General features: G+C 71.9%; 16 protein-coding genes and 1 tRNA gene. 9 read left to right on the forward strand and 8 right to left on the reverse strand.

The features are described 5' to 3' along the window. Nucleotides 1-63: 63 nt before the first annotated feature. From ACODT5_RS08445 to ACODT5_RS08455, 3 genes are read right to left on the reverse strand one after another with little or no spacing between them, the layout of a single operon-like run. On the reverse strand, nt 64-939 hold the full coding sequence (locus ACODT5_RS08445; RefSeq protein WP_422518560.1) for a carbohydrate ABC transporter permease: 876 nt from the start codon (nt 937-939) through the stop codon (nt 64-66). Beyond that, nucleotides 936-1,988, reverse strand: a complete 1,053-nt coding sequence (locus ACODT5_RS08450; protein ID WP_422518561.1) for a carbohydrate ABC transporter permease — start codon at nt 1,986-1,988, stop codon at nt 936-938. The genes ACODT5_RS08445 and ACODT5_RS08450 overlap by 4 nt, the downstream gene beginning before the upstream one ends. Before the next feature lie 50 nt (nt 1,989-2,038). Beyond that, the gene (locus ACODT5_RS08455; protein WP_422518562.1) at nt 2,039-3,373 is read right to left on the reverse strand and encodes an ABC transporter substrate-binding protein; all 1,335 of its coding nucleotides are present in this window, start codon (nt 3,371-3,373) and stop codon (nt 2,039-2,041) included. Nucleotides 3,374-3,769: 396 nt separating this feature from the next. Here ACODT5_RS08455 and ACODT5_RS08460 point away from each other — a divergent pair, with 396 nt between their 5' ends. The 3 genes from ACODT5_RS08460 to ACODT5_RS08470 all read left to right on the forward strand — a co-directional run bounded on the left by ACODT5_RS08460 (nt 3,770) and on the right by ACODT5_RS08470 (nt 6,518). Beyond that, the gene (locus tag ACODT5_RS08460; protein WP_422518563.1) at nt 3,770-4,861 is read left to right on the forward strand and encodes an ABC transporter ATP-binding protein; all 1,092 of its coding nucleotides are present in this window, start codon (nt 3,770-3,772) and stop codon (nt 4,859-4,861) included. Between the two features lie 88 nt (nt 4,862-4,949). Further along, nucleotides 4,950-5,022, forward strand: a tRNA-Cys gene (locus ACODT5_RS08465). A gap of 2 nt (nt 5,023-5,024) precedes the next feature. Next, nucleotides 5,025-6,518, forward strand: coding sequence for a hypothetical protein (locus ACODT5_RS08470; RefSeq protein ID WP_422518564.1), 1,494 nt, complete (start codon nt 5,025-5,027; stop codon nt 6,516-6,518). Nucleotides 6,519-6,572: 54 nt separating this feature from the next. Here the strand turns inward: ACODT5_RS08470 and ACODT5_RS08475 are convergent, their stop codons facing one another. Next, nucleotides 6,573-8,843, reverse strand: coding sequence for an MMPL family transporter (locus ACODT5_RS08475; protein ID WP_422518565.1), 2,271 nt, complete (start codon nt 8,841-8,843; stop codon nt 6,573-6,575). 175 nt (nt 8,844-9,018) lie between these two features. On the opposite strand from ACODT5_RS08475, the gene ACODT5_RS08480 reads away from it, so the two are divergent. Further along, the gene (locus ACODT5_RS08480; protein ID WP_422518566.1) at nt 9,019-10,191 is read left to right on the forward strand and encodes a sensor histidine kinase; all 1,173 of its coding nucleotides are present in this window, start codon (nt 9,019-9,021) and stop codon (nt 10,189-10,191) included. Beyond that, nucleotides 10,166-10,828, forward strand: a complete 663-nt coding sequence (locus ACODT5_RS08485) for a response regulator (RefSeq protein ID WP_422518567.1) — start codon at nt 10,166-10,168, stop codon at nt 10,826-10,828. The genes ACODT5_RS08480 and ACODT5_RS08485 overlap by 26 nt, the downstream gene beginning before the upstream one ends. Nucleotides 10,829-10,888: 60 nt before the next feature. On the opposite strand, the gene ACODT5_RS08490 is transcribed toward ACODT5_RS08485, so the two are convergent. Together ACODT5_RS08490 and ACODT5_RS08495 are read right to left on the reverse strand one after the other, a co-directional pair. Continuing rightward, on the reverse strand, nt 10,889-11,851 hold the full coding sequence (locus ACODT5_RS08490) for a universal stress protein (protein WP_422518568.1): 963 nt from the start codon (nt 11,849-11,851) through the stop codon (nt 10,889-10,891). Nucleotides 11,852-11,899: 48 nt separating this feature from the next. Beyond that, nucleotides 11,900-12,256 carry a hypothetical protein gene (locus tag ACODT5_RS08495; RefSeq protein ID WP_422518569.1) on the reverse strand — a complete coding sequence of 119 codons (357 nt, stop codon included), beginning with the start codon at nt 12,254-12,256 and terminating at the stop codon, nt 11,900-11,902. Between the two features lie 213 nt (nt 12,257-12,469). Here ACODT5_RS08495 and ACODT5_RS08500 point away from each other — a divergent pair, with 213 nt between their 5' ends. Then, nucleotides 12,470-12,919 (forward strand): universal stress protein, encoded by a 450-nt coding sequence (locus ACODT5_RS08500; RefSeq protein WP_422518570.1) that lies wholly within the window; start codon nt 12,470-12,472, stop codon nt 12,917-12,919. 55 nt (nt 12,920-12,974) lie between these two features. Here ACODT5_RS08500 and ACODT5_RS08505 read toward each other — a convergent pair whose 3' ends face one another. Beyond that, nucleotides 12,975-14,015, reverse strand: coding sequence for a serine/threonine dehydratase (locus ACODT5_RS08505; RefSeq protein ID WP_422518571.1), 1,041 nt, complete (start codon nt 14,013-14,015; stop codon nt 12,975-12,977). Between the two features lie 55 nt (nt 14,016-14,070). Next, nucleotides 14,071-14,715, reverse strand: a complete 645-nt coding sequence (locus ACODT5_RS08510) for a TetR/AcrR family transcriptional regulator (RefSeq protein ID WP_422518572.1) — start codon at nt 14,713-14,715, stop codon at nt 14,071-14,073. Nucleotides 14,716-14,907: 192 nt separating this feature from the next. Between ACODT5_RS08510 and ACODT5_RS08515 the strand changes: the two genes are divergently transcribed. From ACODT5_RS08515 to ACODT5_RS08525, 3 genes are all read left to right on the forward strand, one after another. Then, nucleotides 14,908-16,629: a ricin-type beta-trefoil lectin domain protein gene (locus tag ACODT5_RS08515; protein ID WP_422518573.1), complete on the forward strand. Its 1,722-nt coding sequence runs from the start codon at nt 14,908-14,910 to the stop codon at nt 16,627-16,629. Between the two features lie 110 nt (nt 16,630-16,739). After that, entirely contained in the window at nt 16,740-19,076 is a 2,337-nt protein-coding gene (locus ACODT5_RS08520; protein WP_422518574.1) for an alpha-N-acetylglucosaminidase, read from the forward strand. A 222-nt stretch (nt 19,077-19,298) separates the two neighbouring features. Continuing rightward, a complete protein-coding gene (locus ACODT5_RS08525) occupies nt 19,299-19,586 on the forward strand; it encodes a hypothetical protein (RefSeq protein WP_422518575.1) in 288 nt (95 codons plus the stop codon). Nucleotides 19,587-19,589 lie beyond the last annotated feature (3 nt).

Genomic DNA, 19,589 nt, shown 5'->3' on the forward strand with positions numbered 1-19,589 from the left:
CGGTCGATCGGTCGATCGTTCGTTCGTTCGTTCGTTCGGGAGGGGAGGCCCGGCCCGGCCCCCTCACGTCTTGATGGCTCCCTCGCCGACGCCCTTGAAGAAGAAGCGCTGGAGGGCGAAGAAGAGCAGCATCATCGGGATCAGCGCGGCCATCGCACCGGCGGCGATGATCCGCTGGTCGCTGACGGTGGTGGCGCCGGCCAGGGTCTTCAGGCCGAGCTGGAGGGTGTAGTTGTCACTGTTGGTCAGCACCAGCAGGGGCCAGAGGAAGTCGTCCCAGGCGCCCATGAAGCTGGTGATGCAGACGACGGCCAGGGCTCCCTTGGCGGCGGGGAGGAAGACCCGGGTGAAGCGGGTCCACTCGTTCGCGCCGTCCAGGACGGCGGCCTCCTCGACCTCCTTGGGGACGGAGAGGAAGGCCGATCGCATGATCATGATGTTGAGGACGGAGACCGCGCCGGGCAGCCACACACCGATGAGGGTGTCGACCAGGCCCATCTCGCGGACCGTGAGGAACATCGAGATCATCACGGACTCGAAGGGGAACATCAGCGTCGCCACCAGCACGGTGAAGACGATCTTGCGGCCCTTCCAGGCGGCCCGGGAGAGGGCGTAGCCGCCCATGGCCGCGAAGAGCATGTTCGAGGTGATGGCGAGGACCGCCACCGTCAGGGTGTTGCCGACGTACTGGAACAGCGGGAACGACTCGGCGACCCGGAAGTAGTTGTCGAGGGTGGGCTGCGAGGGCAGCACCCCGTCGTAGACGTTCTCGGTGCGGCCGCGGATCGAGGTCAGGAACTGCCAGACGATCGGTCCGAGCATGATCACGAGCATCAGGAGGAGCGTGGCGTACCGGCCGGCGAGGCCGATCCAGTACCGCCGCGCGTCGGATCCGACGCGCTTGCCCGACTTGCTGCCGAGGGAAGCGAGGGTGCTCAACTTTCGTCTCCCTTCGAGAGACGGCGGCCCAGCAGGCTGAAGACCAGCGTCAGGAGGAACAACAGGATGGAGATGGCGGCCGCGTAGCCGGTCTCGCCGGAGAAGCCGAGGCCGACCTGCCGGATGAGGAAGGGCAGGGTGCGGGCGCCGCCGCCGGGACCGCCGCTCTCGCCGCCGAGGATGTAGATCTCGGTGAAGACGCGGAGCGCGGAGATCGCGGAGAGGGTGCCGACCAGCAGCATCATCGGCTTCACCTGGGGGACGGTGATGCTGAAGAAGCGGCGGACCGGGCCCGCGCCGTCGAGCGCGGCGGCCTCGTAGAGCGAGGTGGAGACGTTTCCGAGGGCCGCGAGGTAGAAGACCATGTAGTAGCCGAGGCCCTTCCACACGGTCACGATCATCGCGGAGACCAGCAGCATGGTGCTGTCGGTCAGGAACGGGATCGGCTCGGAGATGATGCTCAGCTTCTGGAACAGCGTGTTGACCAGGCCGTCGCTGCGCAGCACCCACTGCCAGATGAGGCCGACGACCACGGCCGAGGCGATCACCGGGGTGTAGAACGCCGAGCGGAAGAAGCCGATGCCGGGGACCTTCGTCTGTACGAGGACGGCGAGGGCCAGCGGCAGGAACACCAGACACGGGACGACGACCACGAGGTACAGCACGCTGTTGCCGGTGGCTACCCAGAAGTCTGGATCGGCGAAGGCGCGGGTGTAGTTGTCGAAGCCGACGAACCCGCCGCCGCGCAGGATCTGCGCGTCGGTGAAGGAGAGGATCACGGTGTTGACGAACGGCCAGAGGCTGAACATCGTCACCATGATCAGGCCCGGAGCGAGGAAGAGGTACGGGGTCCACCACTTGCGGTGGCGCAGCCCGGTCTCGGCTTCCATGGCCTTCTTGGCCTGCTTCGCCTTCTTGGCCTGCACCGCCTTCTTGGCCTGCATCGCCTTCTCGGCCGTGGCCCTGCTCCGCGGGGCCTTGCCCCCGGGGGCCGCTGGTGCCGCCGGGCCGGGCTCATCCCGCAGCTCCGGCCCTGAGGATGGGCTCATGGGACTCCTGGCACTCATGGCGCCTGCCTCTCCTTTCTCCGCTGACGCCGTCACTGCCGGGCCGACTTGGCGAGCAGCTTGTTCGCCTCCTCCTGCGCCTTCTTCACCGCCGTCCTGGCGTCCTGCTCGCCCTTGATGGCCTTCTGCATCTCGCGCACGACCACGTCGCCGACCTGGTTGGTCCACTGGACGGGGGTGTTGGCGTCGAGGCCGGCGGTCTTGAGCTGTTCGGCGCCTACGGCGCGGGCCAGCGTCTCCGCGTCCTTGCCGTCGCCCTTGTCGGCGAAGAAGGGGTCGGCGAGGCCGGTGGCGTTGGACGGGTAGATGGTGGCGTGCTTGGAGAACTCCACCTGGTTGGGGCCGTTGGTCAGCCACTTGGCGAACTCGGTCGCCGCGTCCATGTGCCGGGTGTCCTTCTTGATGCCGAGCGACTGGGCGTAGATGCCGATGTGGCCGAGCTGCCCGGTGACGGCGTTCGCGACCTGCGTGTTCGCGTAGATCTGCGGGGCGTTCTGCTTGATGTCCTTGACGAAGCCCGGGGAGCCGGGGCCGAAGACGATCTTGCCGCCGCCGTAGAGCTGGTTGATGTCGTCCTGCTTGAGCAGGGACTCCTTGGGCATGGCGCCCTTGGCGTACAGGTCCTTCATCCGCTCGACCCACTCGACGGCCTTGTCGGTGTCGAAGGTGAACTGGTCCTGCTTCTCGTTCAGGATCGGCACGCCCATCTTCTGCCAGTCCCCGGGCAGCCGGCCCTTGGGGTCGGCCATGAAGGCGGAGTACTTGCCCCCGGACTTGGCCGCGATCTGTTCGGCGTAGTCGAAGAACTGCTCGACGCTGGTCGGCGGCTCGGCCGGGTCGAGACCGGCCTTCTCGAAGAGCTCCTTGTTGTAGGTAAGGATCTCCGGGGTCACGTACCAGGGGTACGCGAACACGCTCTCGCCCTTCCCGGGCAGCTTGAACTGCTCCCAGGCGCCGGGGACATAGTCCTTGGCCACCTCGGGGTCGAGCTTCGCCACGTCCGCCAGCATGCCGCGGTCTCCGAGGAGCTGGAAGGAGTCGGTGGAGAGGTTGACCACGTCGGGGAGGGCGCCGGCCTGGGCGTCGGCGACGATCTTCTCGTTGTAGCCGTCGCCCGGCACGTCCTCCCATTTGACCTTCGCGTCCGGGTACTGCTTCTCGAACGCGTCGATGACCCCCTGGACGTACGACGTGAACATGGGCTTCAGCTGGAGCGTGCGGAACGTGATCTGACCGGCCACCTTGCCGGTCTTCTCCCCCTCCTTCACGTCTCCGGCGCCACCGCGCATGCCGCACGCGGAGGTCGCGAAGAAAGTGCCGGCCACGAGCGTGGTGATGGCTATACGGGTCACGTTCTTACGGGTCATCGTCGCCGCCTTCAGGGGGAGTTCCGGCCTCGTCGCCGGATCACTGGGCCCAAACTCACCCGAAATCAAGATTCCGTCAATATGACCAAAGTCCCTGGAGACAGGTACCCGTACGTCCCGAATTACGACAGCGAGGGTCCGAACAGTCCGAAAGTCACTCCCTAACCACCACCCTGACCTGCACTGATGCGCTTTAGTCCTGATGCCCGCTGGCGCGATATCGATTCGATAACGAAGGTGATCGACCCGAGAAGGTTGACTTCTTATCACCGGTCAACCAAAACTGGCACTAATGCGGTTTATCCCGCGTACCGCAATACAGCTCCGCCACTCCTGCCGACCCCACCCACACGGATCGTCCGGCACGTACCGCCGGTGAAAGAGGGATTGACAGCCATGGCTGAGATCACGTTCCACCAGACGAGCCTCACCTACCCCGGCGCCGACCGCCCCACGGTCGAATCGCTGGACCTCGACATCGCCGACGGCGAGTTCCTCGTCCTCGTCGGCCCCTCGGGCTGCGGCAAGTCCACCACCCTGCGGATGCTCGCCGGCCTCGAAGAGGTCACGTCCGGCTCGATCTCCATCGGCGGCCGCGACGTCACGCACCTGCCGCCCAAGGACCGGGACATTTCGATGGTGTTCCAGAACTACGCGCTCTACCCCCACATGACGGTCGCTCAGAACATGGGCTTCGCCCTGAAGATCGCCAAGGTGGACAAGGAGACCATCCGCAAGAAGGTCGAGGAGGCGGCGAAGATCCTCGACCTGACCGAGTACCTCGACCGCAAGCCCAAGGCCCTTTCCGGCGGCCAGCGCCAGCGCGTGGCCATGGGCCGGGCGATCGTCCGCGAACCGCAGGCCTTCCTGATGGACGAGCCGCTCTCCAACCTGGACGCCAAACTCCGCGTCCAGACCCGCGCCGAGATCGCGAACCTCCAGCGCCGCCTGGGCACCACCACCGTCTACGTCACCCACGACCAGGTCGAGGCCATGACGATGGGCGACCGCGTCGCGGTCCTCGCGGACGGCCTCCTCCAGCAGTGCGACTCCCCGCGCACCATGTACGACCGGCCGGCGAACAAGTTCGTGGCCGGGTTCATCGGCTCCCCCGCCATGAACCTGCTGGACCTGCCGCTCGACGGGGACGGCATCCGCTTCGGCGGCTCCACGGTCAAGATCAGCCGCGCGGCCCGCGAGGCGGCCGCCGGCACCACCGTGACCCTGGGCATCCGCCCGGAGCACCTGGACTTCCACGCCGCACACAGCGACAAGGGCCTGCCCGTCACCTTCTACTCGGTGGAGGAGCTCGGCTCGGACGGCTTCGCGTACGGCAACCTCGACCTGGGCAACGGCGGGACCCAGCCGCTGACCGTACGGACGTACGGCCGCGAGGAGGGCCTGCGCGGCAAGACCATCCGGGGCATCCCCCGCCAGGAGGCCGTCCACCTCTTCCACCCGACAACGGGCGAACGCCTCCCCGACTGATCCGCCCGGCCCGACAGGGCCTGGTTGCCCCGGACGCCCCGGCAATCTCGTGGCGCCCACGCCCTCGGCCGGGATAGGTTCCCTGCCACGGCGTGTAGCTCAGCAGCCAGAGCACTGGCCTGCACAGCCGGAGGGCGCAGGGGCAGGACCTGCCACGCCGACGATGACCGAGAACACGATCCCGTACGCGACGCAGGTCCGAACGGCCGGCGAGGTGGCACGGCTGCTCGCACGGCGACGGCCGAAGCCCGCCCTCGCCGCGGAGCGCGAGGCCCTGACCGTGTGGCGCCCCTTCGAGGACGAGCTCCTCGCGTACTGGCTGCGCGGCGTGGACGCCACCCTCGCGGAGGGCGCCGCCCTGCTCGACCGGTACGCGGCCCTCGCGGCGGCCCACCCCCTGACCGGTCGGCACCGCGACCCGCGGTCCCACGCGGCCATCCTGCGCCGGGCCCTTGTGGAGCGGATCTCGGGTCGCGAACTTCCGCCCCGGCTATCGGGGTTGGTCCACCGCACCACGGCGTCGATGGTGGCCGAGCGCGGTGCTCCCGGTTCCCCCGCGCACACCCGGCTGCGCCAGGATCAGGCCCGCCGCGCGGCCCGGCCCGCGCACCACGAACTGGCCGCACTGGTGAGCCGCCGCCTGGCCCGGCTCGACCCGGATTCCGGACTCCGCGATGTGGACGCGCCCGTCGCCCCGGTCACCGCCGAGGAAGCCCGGGAGACCGGTCTGCCCGTCGGGACGCAGGTGCCCGCGTCCGTGCGCGCCTTGGTCGCCACCGCCCTGCGCGCCCCCGCGGCCGTGCTCGTCCAACGGGGTGTCGCCACCTCGGCGGAGCACCTGACCGGCCTGGCGGGACCGCTCTTCGGCGCGGAATTCGCCCGAGGGCTCCGGCCGCACGCCGCCGACGTACCGCCGGACACACCCGAGGTACGGGAATCCGCGCGCGCCGCGCTGCGCCGGCTCGCCGCGTTCGGCCTGGAGTCCTTCCCCGGAGCCGACCCGCCACCCCGACTCCTCACGGAGCTGACCGCGCTCGCCGGCCGGGCCGGACTGCGCGCCTCCTTCGCCCTGCAGCCCTACGCCGACAACTACACCGGGACCACGACCGCGAGCGTGCTCCCCGCCGCGCGCGCGAGCGCGGAGCTGCTGTACGGGACTCCGTACGCGCGCTACTACGGCATCAACTTCGCGGCTCTGTGGAAGATGGCCCGGGCGGACGACCGCGAGGGCTTCGAGCGGCTGTGCCTCGAGCGGCTTCGCGTCGAGCGCACAGCCCTCCCGCTCCCCGGCCACCGGCCCGAACAGCCACCGCCTTCACCAGCCTTGACCAAGGATCCCGCGATGGTCGAGCAGGTCCGGATCCTGACCGCCGGCAATCTCGCGCCGCTGGTCCGGGAGTTCGGCGTCGTCCCGCAGGCCGGCTGGGACTCCCTCGCCCGTGCATCGTTCACCGAGGCGCGCCGCCGGGGAGCCACCGCGAAGCGGACGGCCCGCGCCTGGCGGCACCTGCTGTTCCACCTCTCGCAGTGCGACACCGAGCGGCGCGGGGCCGTCCTCGACTGGATCGACTCCGAGGCCGCCCGCCTGCCGGTCGCCGCCGCCGCCCGGCTCGCGCCCCTGATCGCAGACACCCGTAGAGCGACCGCATTGCCGTAGGCACTGGGGCGGACGCGCTGAGGTGCCGGACGCCAAGGGCGGGCAGGAGTTGGGTCAACGGTCACCCAGCCGTGGATGCGGGGCCTCGCCCGTGGATTCCGCGTCGGTGTCGTCGGTGCCGACCGGGCCGCGGGGAAGCATCCGGTCCAGCCACTTCGGCAGCCACCAGTTGGTCCGGCCGAGGAGCGTCATGGTCGCCGGAACCAGCACCATGCGTACGACCGTGGCGTCGATGAAGATCGCGGTGGCCAGGCCGAGCCCGAACATTTTGGTGGAGGGGTCCTCGGCGACGGCGAAGGACAGGAAGACCGCCACCATGATGAGGGCGGCCGAGGTGATGACCCCGGCGGTGCGCGAGACGCCCTCGACGATCGCCGTGCCGTTGTCGCCGGTGCGCAGGTACTCCTCGCGTACGCGGGAGAGGAGGAACACCTCGTAGTCCATCGACAGGCCGAACAGGATGGCGAAGAGGAACATCGGGATGAACGACACGATCGGAACCGTCGCTTCCAGCCCGATGAGTGCGCCTCCCCAACCCCACTGGAAGACCGCGACCATGATGCCGTAGGCCGCGCCGATGCTCAGCAGGTTCAGCAGTACCGCCTTGAGCGGTACGAGTATCGAGCGGAAGACCAGCATCAGCAGCAGGAACGACATCGCCAGCACGGTGGCGACGAACACCGGCAGGCGTTCGCTGGTGCGTTGGCCCACATCGGACAGGCTCGCGGTGGCGCCGCCGACGTGGGCCCTGGCCGGGCCGTGCCCGATCGCCGTGGGCAGCACGCCGGTGCGCAGCCGGGCGATGGTGTCCGCCGTGGCCTTGTCCTGAGGGCTGGTGGTCGGGAACACCACGAGGGTCGCGATGCCGGTGGCCCGATCGATGTGCGTCGGCGCGACGGATGCGATGCCCGGATCCGCCGCGACCGCCCCGACGAGTCGGTCCAGCACTCCCGGATCACCGGCGGGGTCCGCGGCGATGACGAGGGGACCGTTGGTGCCCGGGCCGAACCCCTCGGCGACGAGGTCGTAGGCGCGGCGCTCGGTACGGCTGTGGGGCATTGAGCCGTCGTCGGGCAGGCCGACGCGCAGGCCGAGCACGGGCAGCGTCGCGGTCAGCAGCAGCCCCGCCGCGCCGACCGCGTACGGCACCGGGTGCCGGCTGACGTGCCCGATCCAGCGCCGCCACCCGGCGGCGTGGGCGGCGCCTGCCGCCGGGTCCCGCCGCCGTGCCAGTCGGCCCGGCTTCCTGGTCTGCAGAGCCCGGCCGATCCGGCCGGCCCGGGCCAGGCGCGGGCCGGCGGCGCCGAGGAAGGCCGGCAGCAGCGTCACCGACGCGAGCACCATGATCAGGACGACGATCGAGACGGCAACCCCGCCCACCGTCATGAACGGCACGTTCGCGACCGCCAGGCCGAGGATCGACACGACGACGGTGCCGCCGGCGAAGACCACGGGCCGCCCCGCCGTTGCCACCGCCCGTCCGGCCGCCGCCTGCGGATCGAGCCCGCACGCGAGGTACTCCCGGTGCCTGGCGAGCACGAACAGCGCGTAGTCGATGCCCACTCCGAGCCCGACCATGCTGCCCAGGACCGGTGCGAAGGTGGGGACCTCCGTCACCCCCGCCAGTACCGTCATCGTGGCGACCCCGACGGTCAGCCCGAAGACCGCCATGCCGATCGGCAGCGCGGCGGCGACGAGCGAACCGAATGCCAGGAACAGGATCGCGGCCGCGGCGAGGAGGCCGATCAGCTCGCTCACGCCGCCGTCGGGCTCGGAGAAGGCGTAGAAGAGGTTCCCGCCCATCTCGATGCGCAGGGGCAGCTCGGCGCGCAGCCGGTCGCCGAGATCGACGAGGGCGTCGAGGTCTTCGGCCGACAGCCGGCTCTGGTCGGGGTACTGCACCCGGACGACCGCGATCCGCCCGTCGGCCGAAACGAGGCCGCCGCGCACGGCGGTGTCCCCGCCCGTGTCGAGTGCCCCCGCCGGGTCGCTCGTGCCGAGCACGTGCGGCAGCCGCTCCACCTCGGTCTGCAGCCGCGTGAGAGCGGTGCGCGCGCTGCCGTGGTCGAAGAACGTCGCACCGCCGTCGAGGGGGGTGACGACCACTTGGGCGGTCATCCCCTCCTGGCCGGTGCGGGCCCGCTCGATCAGTTCCGCGGCCCGTTGGGAGTCCAGCCCCGGAGCGGTCATCGAGTCCGCGGTCCGCCCGCCGAAGGCGACGGCGGCGAGAACGGCGAGCGTGGCGGCGATCAGCCATGCCGCGATCACCCGCCAGGGATGGCGAGCGGCGCTTGCGCCCAGGCGCAACAGGGCTTTCGAGAGCATCGGGTCCTCCAACCACCGTGTCGGCCGTCCTTGTACGGCCGTCGATGCCGAGGCTCGCCGCCACGGCGCTCCGCGGCATCGGCCCCGGGGCCGCGGATCCCTCGGCCCCGGGGCGGAGTGACGACCAGTCCTTTCGGCCGATGCGCGGCACGCCACGGTCCCTAGGCTGAGAACCGTGCTCCGAGACGACCTGCGAACCCTGTGGACCGAACCCCGGCCGCCCGACGCGCCCGCCCGGGTGCGGCGGGACTGGGCGCTGCTCGCCGCGGGCCTTGCCGGTGTGGCGCTGGAGGCCACCCTGCGCGAGAACGTCGTGTGGCGGCCGGTGGCGGTGGTGTTCGCCGTATGGCTGTGCCTGCTGCCCCTGTGGCGCCGGACCCGCCCGCTGGCGATGGTCAAGCTGGCGTTCGGCTCGGTGATCCTGCTTCAAGTGGTCTCGCTCGTCGCCGCACCGCCCGAGCCCGTCGGCCTGGACACCGGCATGGTCGTGCTCGTGCTGGTGTACGCGCTGCCCCGGTGGGGATCGGGACGGGAGATCGTGCTCGGTGGCGCGGTGATCCTCGCGGCCTGCACCCTGGTGACCGTCACGTACGAGACCCCGGTCGTCGAAGAGGTCGGGGGCTTCGTCTTCCTGCTGCTGCCCGGCGTGGTCGGGGCTGCCGTGCGGTTCCGGGTGACCGCTCGCGAGCGGCTGTTGGAGCAGGTGCGCTCCCGCGAGCGCGAACAGCTCGCCCGGGAACTGCACGACACGGTGGCCCACCACGTGTCGGCCATGGTGATCATCGCCCAGGCGGGCCGGGTGCTCGCGGGCACCGACCCGTCCGCCGCCGTCGAGGCGCTGGAGGGGATCGAGGAGGAAGGGGCGCGCACGCTGGAGGAAATGCGCGCCATGGTCGCCGCGCTGCGCGACCGCGGGGTCGGCGCCGAGCTGGCGCCCCCTGCCGGAGTCGCGGATCTGGAGCGCCTGGTGCGCACCCCGGGTGGTCGCCTCAGGGTCGACCTGGGGCTCGACGGCGAACTGGACGCGCTGCCCCCGGCCGTGGACGCGGCCGTCTACCGGATCGTTCAGGAGTCGGTGACCAACGCGCTGCGCCATGCGGTCGACGCGACCGAGCTCGTCGTTCGGGTCGCCGCGGAACGGCACACCGTACGGGTGAGCGTGCGCGACAACGGCCGGCGCACCGGCCGGGGTCGCGACGGATACGGACTTACCGGACTGCGCGAGCGCGCGACCCTGCTGGGCGGCACACTACGAGCCGGCCCGGGTACCGACCGGGGCTGGCATGTCGAAGCCGAACTGCCGAGAGCGAGGAGCGGGAGCGGTGTCCATTCGGGTCCTCGTCGCTGACGACCAGACGATCATCCGCACCGGGTTGCGGATCATGCTGAACGCCCAGCCCGGCATCGAGGTGGTCGGCGAGGCCGCCGACGGGCGGGAAGCGGTACGTCTGGCCCGCGAACTACGCCCCGACGTCTGCCTGTTCGACATCCGCATGCCCGTACTCGACGGGCTCGAGGCCACCCGGCTGGTCGCCGGCCCGGGCGTCGCCGACCCGCTGGCCGTGGTAGTCATCACCACGTTCGACCTCGACGAATACGTCTACGGCTCACTGCGTGCCGGCGCCCGCGGATTCCTCCTCAAGGACACGGGACCGGACCTTCTGGCGCAGGCCGTACGGTCGGCGTCCGACGGTGAGGCGCTCATCGCGCCCAGCGTCACCGTCCGTCTGCTCCAGGCATTCGCGGACCTGCCCGCCGGCCGGCCCGCGGCCCAGCCGGTCTCCCACGTCACCGCCCGCGAGGAGCAGGTGCTCCTCGCCGTCGCCCGCGGGCTGACCAACACCGAGATCGCCGATGCACTGCACATCAGCCTCAGCACGGTGAAGACGCATCTGGCCAGCCTGATGGCCAAACTCGGCGCCCGCAACCGGGTCGAGATCGCGATGTGGGCCTACGAAACGCGCCGCATCCTCCCCGGAACCTGAGCCGAGGCCGGGACCGGGACGGACTCGATACCCGCCCTAGTGCTGTGACCGGCCGTAGCACTAGCCCCGTACGGGAACCACCGCCACCGGGCACAACGCGTGCAGCAGTACCGCGTTGGACACCGAGCCCATCAGCAGGGAGCCCGCCCGCAGGCGGCGGCGGTGGCGGCCCACCACGATGAGGTCGGCCCGCTGGGAGGCGGTGACCAGACGGCCGGCCGGGTCGCCGGGGGCGACCACCGCTTCGACCGTGACGTCGGGGTAGTGCCTGGTCAGGTACGGCTGGAGGCGGGTGCGCTGGTTCTCGGCGAGTTCCCTTGCCGTTTCGGTGGCCTCGGCGCCGGCCGTGCCCGGCGGGTAGCCGCCGCCGCGCTCCGCGACGAGGGAGCCGACCAGGGTGAGCGAGGACAGCGGGACCAGGTGCGTGGAGACGACCTGGAGCACCGCGCCCCGGCGGCTGGCCTCCGCGAAAGCGAAGTCGACGGCGTCCTCGGAGGTCTCGTCGGGCGCCAGGCCCAGGACCACCCTGCCCTGGCCGCCCGGGACTTCCGCTCCGGCACCCTCCGTGACCAGCCGCGCGGTGTGCGGGACGACCACGACCGGGCAGGGCGACCGGGCCGCGCACATGCGGCTGTTGGAGCCGAGCAACAGGCTGGCGAAGCCGCCGAGTCCGCGCGAGCCCATGACCAGGAGCTGTGCCCCCGCGGCCAGTTCGGTCAGGGTCGCGGAGGGGTTCCCGTCGCGGGAGACGTAGGTGACGGGCGGCAGGCCGTCCCGCCCGGCCAGCCGCGCCCGTACCGCTTCCAGCACCGGATCGGTGTCCCGGTCGAGCGGCGGTACGAGGGCCTCCCCGGGGGCGTGGACGCGCAGGGCCTCCGGCCGTACGTGTGCCACGTGGAGGGCAGCCCCGCGCGTGCGGGCGGTGTCGAGGGCCCAGTCCAGGGTCCTCAGGCTGTGTTCCGAGCCGTCCACAGCGGCCAGGACGGGGCTGGCGGGGACGGGACCGGCCGAGTAGGTCTGCATGCCTCCACCCTCCGGCGGGCCGGACCCGGCGGGCAGGGGCCGAAGGCCCTATTTCATGCGGTAGTCGGCCTTCTCGGCGAGCTTGCCGTCCTTGTAGCAGAAGCGCAGCACCGTATCGCCGTTCCCGGAGTCGGACAGGTACCAGGAGCACTGGCTGCCGGCGGGCACGACGGGGCCGCCGTCCTTGAGGGCCGAGGTGACGAAGCTTTCGCCGGTCGGCAGCTTGGCGCGCACCTCGGTCTCGGAGTCGCCGACCTTGACGGCCTCGTACACCTTCTGGTCGACGAGGGTCTTGTCGGCCGCGTCGATGACCTTGCCGACCCCGAACAGCAGCGCCACGAGCAGTCCGATCCCCAGCACCCCGGCCACCGCACAGCCGATCAGACATCCATTGCGTCGCGCCACGTCGAACTCCTCGTTCTCCTGCAGTGGGCCGTGACCCACGGCCCGTCCGTCGGACGGCTCCCGCCCGTCCTCCCGACTCTCGCAAGCGGGGGCGGGCCCCTGCTGTTCTCCAAAGTCTTCGGTCCGCGCAACGATCGTCGTTCGAGGTCGGACCGGGTGCGGCGTGTATACAGGGATGAGAACGATCATTCGGACGAAGCGTGAGGAACCACCGTGAGCCAGAACACCGAGCCTCTGATCGTCGTCGGCGTGGACGGTTCGAACCACTCGAAGCAGGCCCTGCGCTGGGCCGCGGCCCAGGCGAAGGCCATCGGCGGCCGCGTGCACGCCGTGATGAGCTGGGAGTGGAACACCAACCCCTTCGGCGTCAGCCCGGCCGAGCAGACCGAGCTGGTGCACGCGGAGGACGCGGCCCGGCAGAAGCTCGCGGACACCGTGGCGGAGGCGGTCGGCACCTCGCCGGGCGTTCCGGTCTTCCGCCGGGTGGAGCAGGGCTCGCCCGCGCAGGTGCTGGTGGAGGCCTCGAAGGACGCGGCGCTGACGGTCGTCGGCACCCGCGGCTACGGCGGCATCAAGGGCGCGCTGCTGGGCTCGGTGAGCCAGCAGGTGGTGCAGTACGCGGCCAGTACGGTCGTCGTGGTCCGCGAGGACGGCTCCGCCTGAGGGCTGAGGGCTGAGCGCTAGAAGGGCTCGGCGACGGCGGCCGCCGCCCGGCCGCTCAGGACGGTGCGGCGCCCAGGTCCGCCGGGTCGGTGTTGGCCCCGCAGAGCACCACGGCGACCCGTTCGCCGAGCGGCCCGGGCGCGGTGCGTACGGCCGCCAGGGCGGTGGCCGCGCCCGCTTCGACGACGATGCGGTGCTCGTCCCAGAGCGCGCGCCGGGCGGCGGTGATCGCCGCGTCGGGCACCAGGACCGATGTGGCGTTCGGTTCCCGCACGGCGGCCAGTGCGTCCGCGGAGACCCTGGTGGCTCCGAGCGAGTCGGAGGCCACGGAGTCCACGGGGACGTCCACCAGCCGGCCGGCTTCCAGGGCCGCGTTCAGGGCCCGGCAGTTCTCCGGCTCGGCCGCGACGACCCGTACGCCGTGTTCCCGCGCGGCCGTCGCGATGCCGGCGAACAGCCCGCCCCCGCCGACCGCGACGACGACCGTGTCCAGGCCGGGCAGGGCGGTGCGGATCTCGTCGAGCAGGGTCCCGGCGCCCGCGGCGATGAGCGGGTGGTCGTACGCGTGGCTGCTCAGCGCCCCGCTCCCGGCGGCGAACTCCCGGCAGGCGGCGAGCGCTTCGGCGTACCGGTCGCCGACGAGCCGTACGTCGGCCCCGTACCCGCGCAGCCGCTCCACCTTCACGCGCGGGGCCGTGGCCGGCAGGAACACGGTGGCGGGTACGCCCTCGGCGAGGGCCGCCCAGGCGCAGGCGAGTCCGGCGTTGCCGCCGGAGGCGATGGTGACCCCGGCGTCGGGGAGGGTGCCGGCGGCGCGGTGGGCGGCGAGGAAGTTGCGGGCACCGCGCGCCTTGAAGGAGCCGGTGTGCTGGAGGTACTCCAGGGCGTACGAGATCCCCCCGCCCGCCGGTATCACCGTGACGGGCCGCACGGCCCCGGCGATCCGGCCTGCGGCGGCGCGCACGGCGGCGTAGTCGAGTGTCGCCGCGTCGAGTGTCGCCGCGTCGAGTGTCGCCGCGTCGAGTGTCGCCGCGTCGAGAGGCGCCGCTTCGAGCTGCACCGCGTCAAGCTGCACCGCGTCAAGCTGCTGTTCCATGGACCCGTACTCCTGTCGTTCGGACATGCGGACATGTGGGCGTGCGGACATCGCGTCAGGCCCCGGCGGGCCGGTTCGCCTCGATCAGCTGGCGCAGGGCGCCGTAGTACACCTCGTGGTCGGTCAGGGCGGGCAGTACGTCGGCCAGTCCGGCCGAGAGCACGGGGAACTCGGCCGGGTCGAGGGCGGCCAGCGCCGCGCGCGAGGCCGCGGTGGCGGCGGCCGGGTCCCGGTGGTCGACGAAGGCCGCGCTGCCCAGGGTCAGCAGGTACATCCGCCGGTACGCGGTCATCGCCTCGGCGGGGGTCATCCCGGCGGCCACGCTGTCGGCGAGCGCCGGTTCCACGAGCCGGGCGAGCAGCTGCCGGCCGAGCCAGGGGCGGCCGCCGCGCAGGATCATCAGCCCGGGGTGGTCCGCGAGGAGCCGGTAGAGGGCGGTGAACCGCTGCTCGGTGGCTTCGGCCCAGCCCACCGCGGCCGGAATCCCGGGGAGCTGGGCGGCGAGGTGTTCGGTGCACAGGTCGAGCAGGCCGGCGAGGTCGGTGCAGCGGCGCTGGACGGTGGCGTGCGAGACGTCGAGCCGCTCGGCGAGCGCGCGGAAGCTGAGCGCGGCGGGCCCCTGCTCGTCGAGGATCCGCAGGGCGGCGACGGCAATCGCCTCGGGCGTGGCACGGTCCAGGGCGGCTGATCTTCTCGGCATGAGATACACCGTATCAGCCATCGGCACATACGCCGTACGGAACGCCGTACCGTACGGCGTATCAACCCCTTCATGTGCACTCGACTACACCCATATTGCTGGTCATTGATCAATAACCCCCGACTTATGTTGACAGCGGGTAGTCACACCGCTGCACTGAGCCCTCGACAGCCCCCACGTCAAGGAGACTCCGTGCCGCCTCGCCTGCGTGCGTCGCTCCCCTGTCTGACCGCGGCCGCCCTGCTCGCCCTCGCGCTCTGCCCCGCGCCTGCGGCGGCCGAGCCCCACGCGACCTCGGACACCCCGCTCGCGCTCACCCCGCCCATGGGCTGGAACAACTGGGCGCACTACATGTGCGATATCGACGAGGCCAAGGTCGTGGCGAACGCGGACGCGCTCGTGGCCACCGGCCTGGCCGCCAAGGGCTACGACACCGTCACCATCGACGACTGCTGGATGACCAAGAGCCGTGACGCCGAGGGCAATCTGGTCGTCGACACGCAGAAGTTCCCGCACGGCATGGCCTGGCTCGGCGCGTACCTGCACGCCAGGAAGCTGAAGTTCGGCATCTATCAGGACGCCGGCTCGCTCACCTGCGAGCGCTACCCCGGCAGCGGCTCCCCGGAGGGCGGCGGACCCGACCACTACGCCCGCGACGCCCGGCAGTTCGCCTCCTGGGAGGTGGACTACGTCAAGATGGACGGCTGCAACCTCTGGATCCCCGAGGGGAAGACCAAGGAGCAGGCCTACCGGGACGCCTACAACTCCGTCGCCAAGGCGCTGCGCGACAGCGGCCGCGACATGGTGCTGTCCGCGTCGGCGCCCGCCTACTTCCAGCAGGGCGAGTGGGGCGGCTCCGACTGGCACAAGGTGATCGACTGGGTCGGGGAGACCGGCCAGCTGTGGCGCGAGGGCCGGGACATCAAGGTCTACAAGCCCACCGCCCCGGACACCTCGCGCTGGAGCTCGGTCATGGGCAACTACGGCTACAACCGCTGGCTGGGCCGCTACGCCGGCCCCGGCAACTGGAACGACCCCGACTTCCTGATCGCCGGCGCCCCCGGGCTCACCGCGGCGGAGAGCCGCAGCCAGGTCGGCCTGTGGGCCATGATGGCCGCGCCGTTCATCCTGTCCTCGCAGGTCTCCGAGCTCACCCCGGACGGGCTCGCCGCCCTCGGCAACACCGATCTGATCACGCTGGACCAGGACCCGATGGGCGTCCAGGGCGCGGTGGTCTCCTCGAACGCCACCTTCGACATCCTGGTGCGGCCGCTGGCGAACGGGGACCGCGCGGTCGCCGTGCTCAACCGGTCCGCCGCCGCCCGCGAGATCCGCGTACCGCTCGACGAGCTCGGGCTGGGGCTGGGCTCGTGCACCGTCGACGCGAAGAACCTGTGGACCGGTGAGACCCGCGAGGTGTCCGACGCCCTGACCGGAACGCTGGCCGCGCACGACACCGGTGTCTGGCGGCTCACCCCGCGCACCGGCTGCGCCGAGCCCGTGCCCACCGGGCAGATCGCCGGCCGCGGCACCGGCACGACCGCCGCCTGCGCCGACGGGGCGAACACCACCGGCGTCGGCGCCGTCGTGATGGCCGCCTGTACGGGAGCACCCGACCAGCGCTGGACCCTGGGCCGGTACGGCAGCCTGCGCCTGGCCGGCGCCTGCCTGTCGGCGGGCGAGGAGGGCCTCGTGGAGCTGGCCGACTGCTCGGGCGACCAGCGGCGCCGCGAGCCCGGTCAGAGCTGGACGCCCCGCCGTGACGGGACCCTGGTCGAGGACGCGAGCGGGCTCTGCCTGACGGCTCCGGCGCCCGCGGCGGTCCCCGTCGAACCGGGCACCCCCGCCGAGCGGCTGCGGCTGACGCCCTGCGGCGACCACCAGGTCGACCAGGCCTGGGCCCTGCCGGTCTGACGGCCCGCCCCATGGGGAAGCCGACGAGGCATCAGACGAGGAAGCACCCACCCACCGAGCCGAGCGGGCCGGCCGCAGCGCCGGAGCCGGCCGAGACGAGGACGACGCGCATGCCGGTCCCCATCCCACGCGACGGCCGGGCCCGGCGGGCGCGCCGCCGGGTCACCCTGGCCGCGCTGCCCGCGGTCCTGCTCACCCTGGCGGTCGCCGGGGCCGCCCCCGGAGCGACGGATCCCGCGGCGGGGGCAACGGCTCCCGCGGCCCGGAACCCTGCCCGGTCCGGCGCGGGGCACACGGCGACGCCGCCCGCGGCTGCGTCCGCGACCCCGCCCACGGCCCGGCCGCGGGCCTTCGACGCCGGCCCCGCGCGGGCCTCCCTGCAGCGGCTGCTGCCGCGCCACGCCGGGCAGTTCACGCTGGTGTCCGACCCCGGAGCCGGGCCCGACACCTTCACCGTGTCCGGCACCGCCGGCGCGATCACCGTCCGGGGTTCCACCGGCGCCACCCTGCTCACCGGGGTCGGCTGGTACCTCCAGCACGTCGCCGGAGCCGACATCGGCTGGCCCGGCGACAGCATCGGCGTGCTGCCCGCCGAGCTGCCGGCGGTGCCCTCCCCGGTCACCCGCAGCGCGCGGGTGGCGCACCGGTACGCGCTCAACGACACCGACGACGGGTACTCCGGTCCGTACCGCACCTTCGAGGAGCACCAGCGCCAGATCGACCTGCTCGCGCTGCACGGCATCAACGAGGTGTTCGTGCAGGTCGGTGCCGAGTACCCGTACTACCGGGCGCTCCAGCGGTTCGGCTACACCGCCGAGGAGATGCGGGAGTGGATCCCGGGCCCCGGTCACCAGAGCTGGTGGCTGCTGCAGAACCTGAGCGGCTTCGGCGGCCCGGTGTCCGAGGAACTGATGCGCGGGCGGGCCACGTTGGGCGGCAGGATCGCCGAACAGCTGCGCAGCCTCGGCATGACCCCGGTCCTGCCGGGCTACTTCGGGACGGTGCCGCCGTCCTTCGCCGGGCGCAATCCGGGCGCGGTGACGGTTCCGCAGGGCGACTGGGCGGGCTTCGACCGGCCCGACTGGCTGGACCCGGTCTCGCCGCCCTTCGCCCGGCTGGCCGCCGCGTACTACGCGGAGCAGCGCGCGGTGTTCGGGGACAGCACGATGTACCGGATGAGCCCGCTGCACGAGGGCGGGCAGACCGGCTCCGTGGACGTGAAGGCGGCCGCCGGGGCGGTGCAGCAGGCCCTGTGGGCGGCGCACCCGGGGGCGCTGTGGGCGGTGCTGGGCTGGCAGGACGATCCGACCAAGGAGCTGCTGGCCGGGGTGGACACCTCGAAGCTGCTGATCCTGGACGGGCTCTCCGACCGGTACAACCGGCTGGACCGCGAGACCCGTTGGGGCGGGACCTCGTACGCCATCGGCTCGATCTACAACTTCGGCGGGCACACGACGATCGGCGCCAACACCTCGGTGTGGATCGACCGCTTCCAGGCCTGGAGCGCGAAGCCCGACAGCGCGCTCACCGGCATCGCCTACCTCCCCGAGGCCACCGGGACCAACCCGGCCGCCTTCGACCTCTTCACCGACCTGGCATGGGAGCCCGGCCCCATCGACCAGCGCAAGTGGTTCGCGGACTTCGCGGGCCGCCGGTACGGGGCCCCGGACGCCGCGGCCGCCGCGGCCTGGGAGGAGCTGCGCAAGGGCCCGTACAGCACCTCCTCGGGGCTGTGGTCGGAGTCCCAGGACAGCCTGTTCACCGCCCGGCCGAGCCTGACGGCGGTGGGATCGGCCTACTGGAGCCCCAAGGCGATGCGGTATCAGGCGGGTTCGGTGCGCCGCGCCCTGGACCATCTGCTCGAGGTGGACCCGCGACTGCGCGGCTCCAGCGCCTACCGCTTCGACCTGGTGGACACCACCCGGCAGGCCCTCGCCAACCACTCGCGGGTGCTGCTGCCCAAGATCAAGGCGGCTTACGAGGCCAAGGACCTGGCCCTGTTCCGGCAACTGACCGCCGACTGGGCCCACCGCGAGAAGCAGTTGGACGCGCTCGTCGGCTCCGATCCGAACTTCCTGCTCGGCTCCTGGCTGTCGGCGGCCCGCTCGCACGGCGCGGACGAGGCCGAGCAGGACCGGTACGAGTACGACGCCCGCTCGATCCTCAGCGTGTGGGGGCGCCAGAGCACCAGCGAGGGCGGCTTCCTGCACGACTACGCGAACCGTGAATGGAGCGGCCTGATCAGCGAGTTGTACGCCCGGCGCTGGACCTCCTACTTCGCCTCGCTGGAGGAGGCCCTCGTGCGGCGCGCCGCGCCGAGGGCGATCGACTGGCACGCCTTCGAGGACGACTGGGCCCGGCTCACCACCCGCCACCCGGCGCGGCCGAGCGGTGACCCGTACGTCTTGGCGACCGGCATCGCCGCCACTCTCCCCGAGGTCAACTGACCTACACCACACGGCGGGTGGAGATCTCCCGATGAAGCGCCGCTCACCCTTGGGCGGGATGCTCCCCACCCGCCCGGGGGACAACCGGGGCGATCGGCCGCCGCTCAAGCGCGGCACCGGGTTGACTGAAGGAAACTGACGGGAACGGATCAGGGGCGGTCACGGAAACACCATCCGACGGCCGCCCTTTCCGACGCCGCCATCGCCGGAAGGACGCCCGCCATGTCCGAGACCGACCCGCACCGCACGCCATCGACGCTGGAGCTGCTGACGCTCCTCACCGGCGGGGGCACCATGCCCGCCGCCACGCCCGCCGGCCTGCCCGCCGGTCCGCCCGCCACCGGCCGGTTACGGCCGTCCGCCGACCGGGATCTACAGCTGCGCCGCCGCTCCGATCTGCGGGAACGGCTCACCGACGGGATCGTGGAACTGCGCAAACGACGGCCGTGGAGCGGGCCGGGTACCCGCTCACCCGAGGCGCGGACCCCCGGTGCGGAGGCACCCTGGTAACCG

The organism is Streptomyces tatrensis (assembly GCF_049310065.1).
GTDB lineage: Bacteria > Actinomycetota > Actinomycetes > Streptomycetales > Streptomycetaceae > Streptomyces.

What these genes read in the sequence shown, in the direction of transcription:
- ACODT5_RS08510 (WP_422518572.1), bottom strand. Translation starts at nt 14,715, where the DNA reads ATGCCGAGAAGATCAGCCGCCCTGGACCGTGCCACGCCCGAGGCGATT.
- ACODT5_RS08490 (WP_422518568.1), bottom strand. Translation starts at nt 11,851, where the DNA reads ATGCAGACCTACTCGGCCGGTCCCGTCCCCGCCAGCCCCGTCCTGGCC.
- ACODT5_RS08525 (WP_422518575.1), top strand. Translation starts at nt 19,299, where the DNA reads ATGTCCGAGACCGACCCGCACCGCACGCCATCGACGCTGGAGCTGCTG.
- ACODT5_RS08475 (WP_422518565.1), bottom strand. Translation starts at nt 8,843, where the DNA reads ATGCTCTCGAAAGCCCTGTTGCGCCTGGGCGCAAGCGCCGCTCGCCAT.
- ACODT5_RS08505 (WP_422518571.1), bottom strand. Translation starts at nt 14,015, where the DNA reads ATGGAACAGCAGCTTGACGCGGTGCAGCTTGACGCGGTGCAGCTCGAA.
- ACODT5_RS08455 (WP_422518562.1), bottom strand. Translation starts at nt 3,373, where the DNA reads ATGACCCGTAAGAACGTGACCCGTATAGCCATCACCACGCTCGTGGCC.
- ACODT5_RS08520 (WP_422518574.1), top strand. Translation starts at nt 16,740, where the DNA reads ATGCCGGTCCCCATCCCACGCGACGGCCGGGCCCGGCGGGCGCGCCGC.
- ACODT5_RS08470 (WP_422518564.1), top strand. Translation starts at nt 5,025, where the DNA reads ATGACCGAGAACACGATCCCGTACGCGACGCAGGTCCGAACGGCCGGC.
- ACODT5_RS08460 (WP_422518563.1), top strand. Translation starts at nt 3,770, where the DNA reads ATGGCTGAGATCACGTTCCACCAGACGAGCCTCACCTACCCCGGCGCC.
- ACODT5_RS08450 (WP_422518561.1), bottom strand. Translation starts at nt 1,988, where the DNA reads ATGAGCCCATCCTCAGGGCCGGAGCTGCGGGATGAGCCCGGCCCGGCG.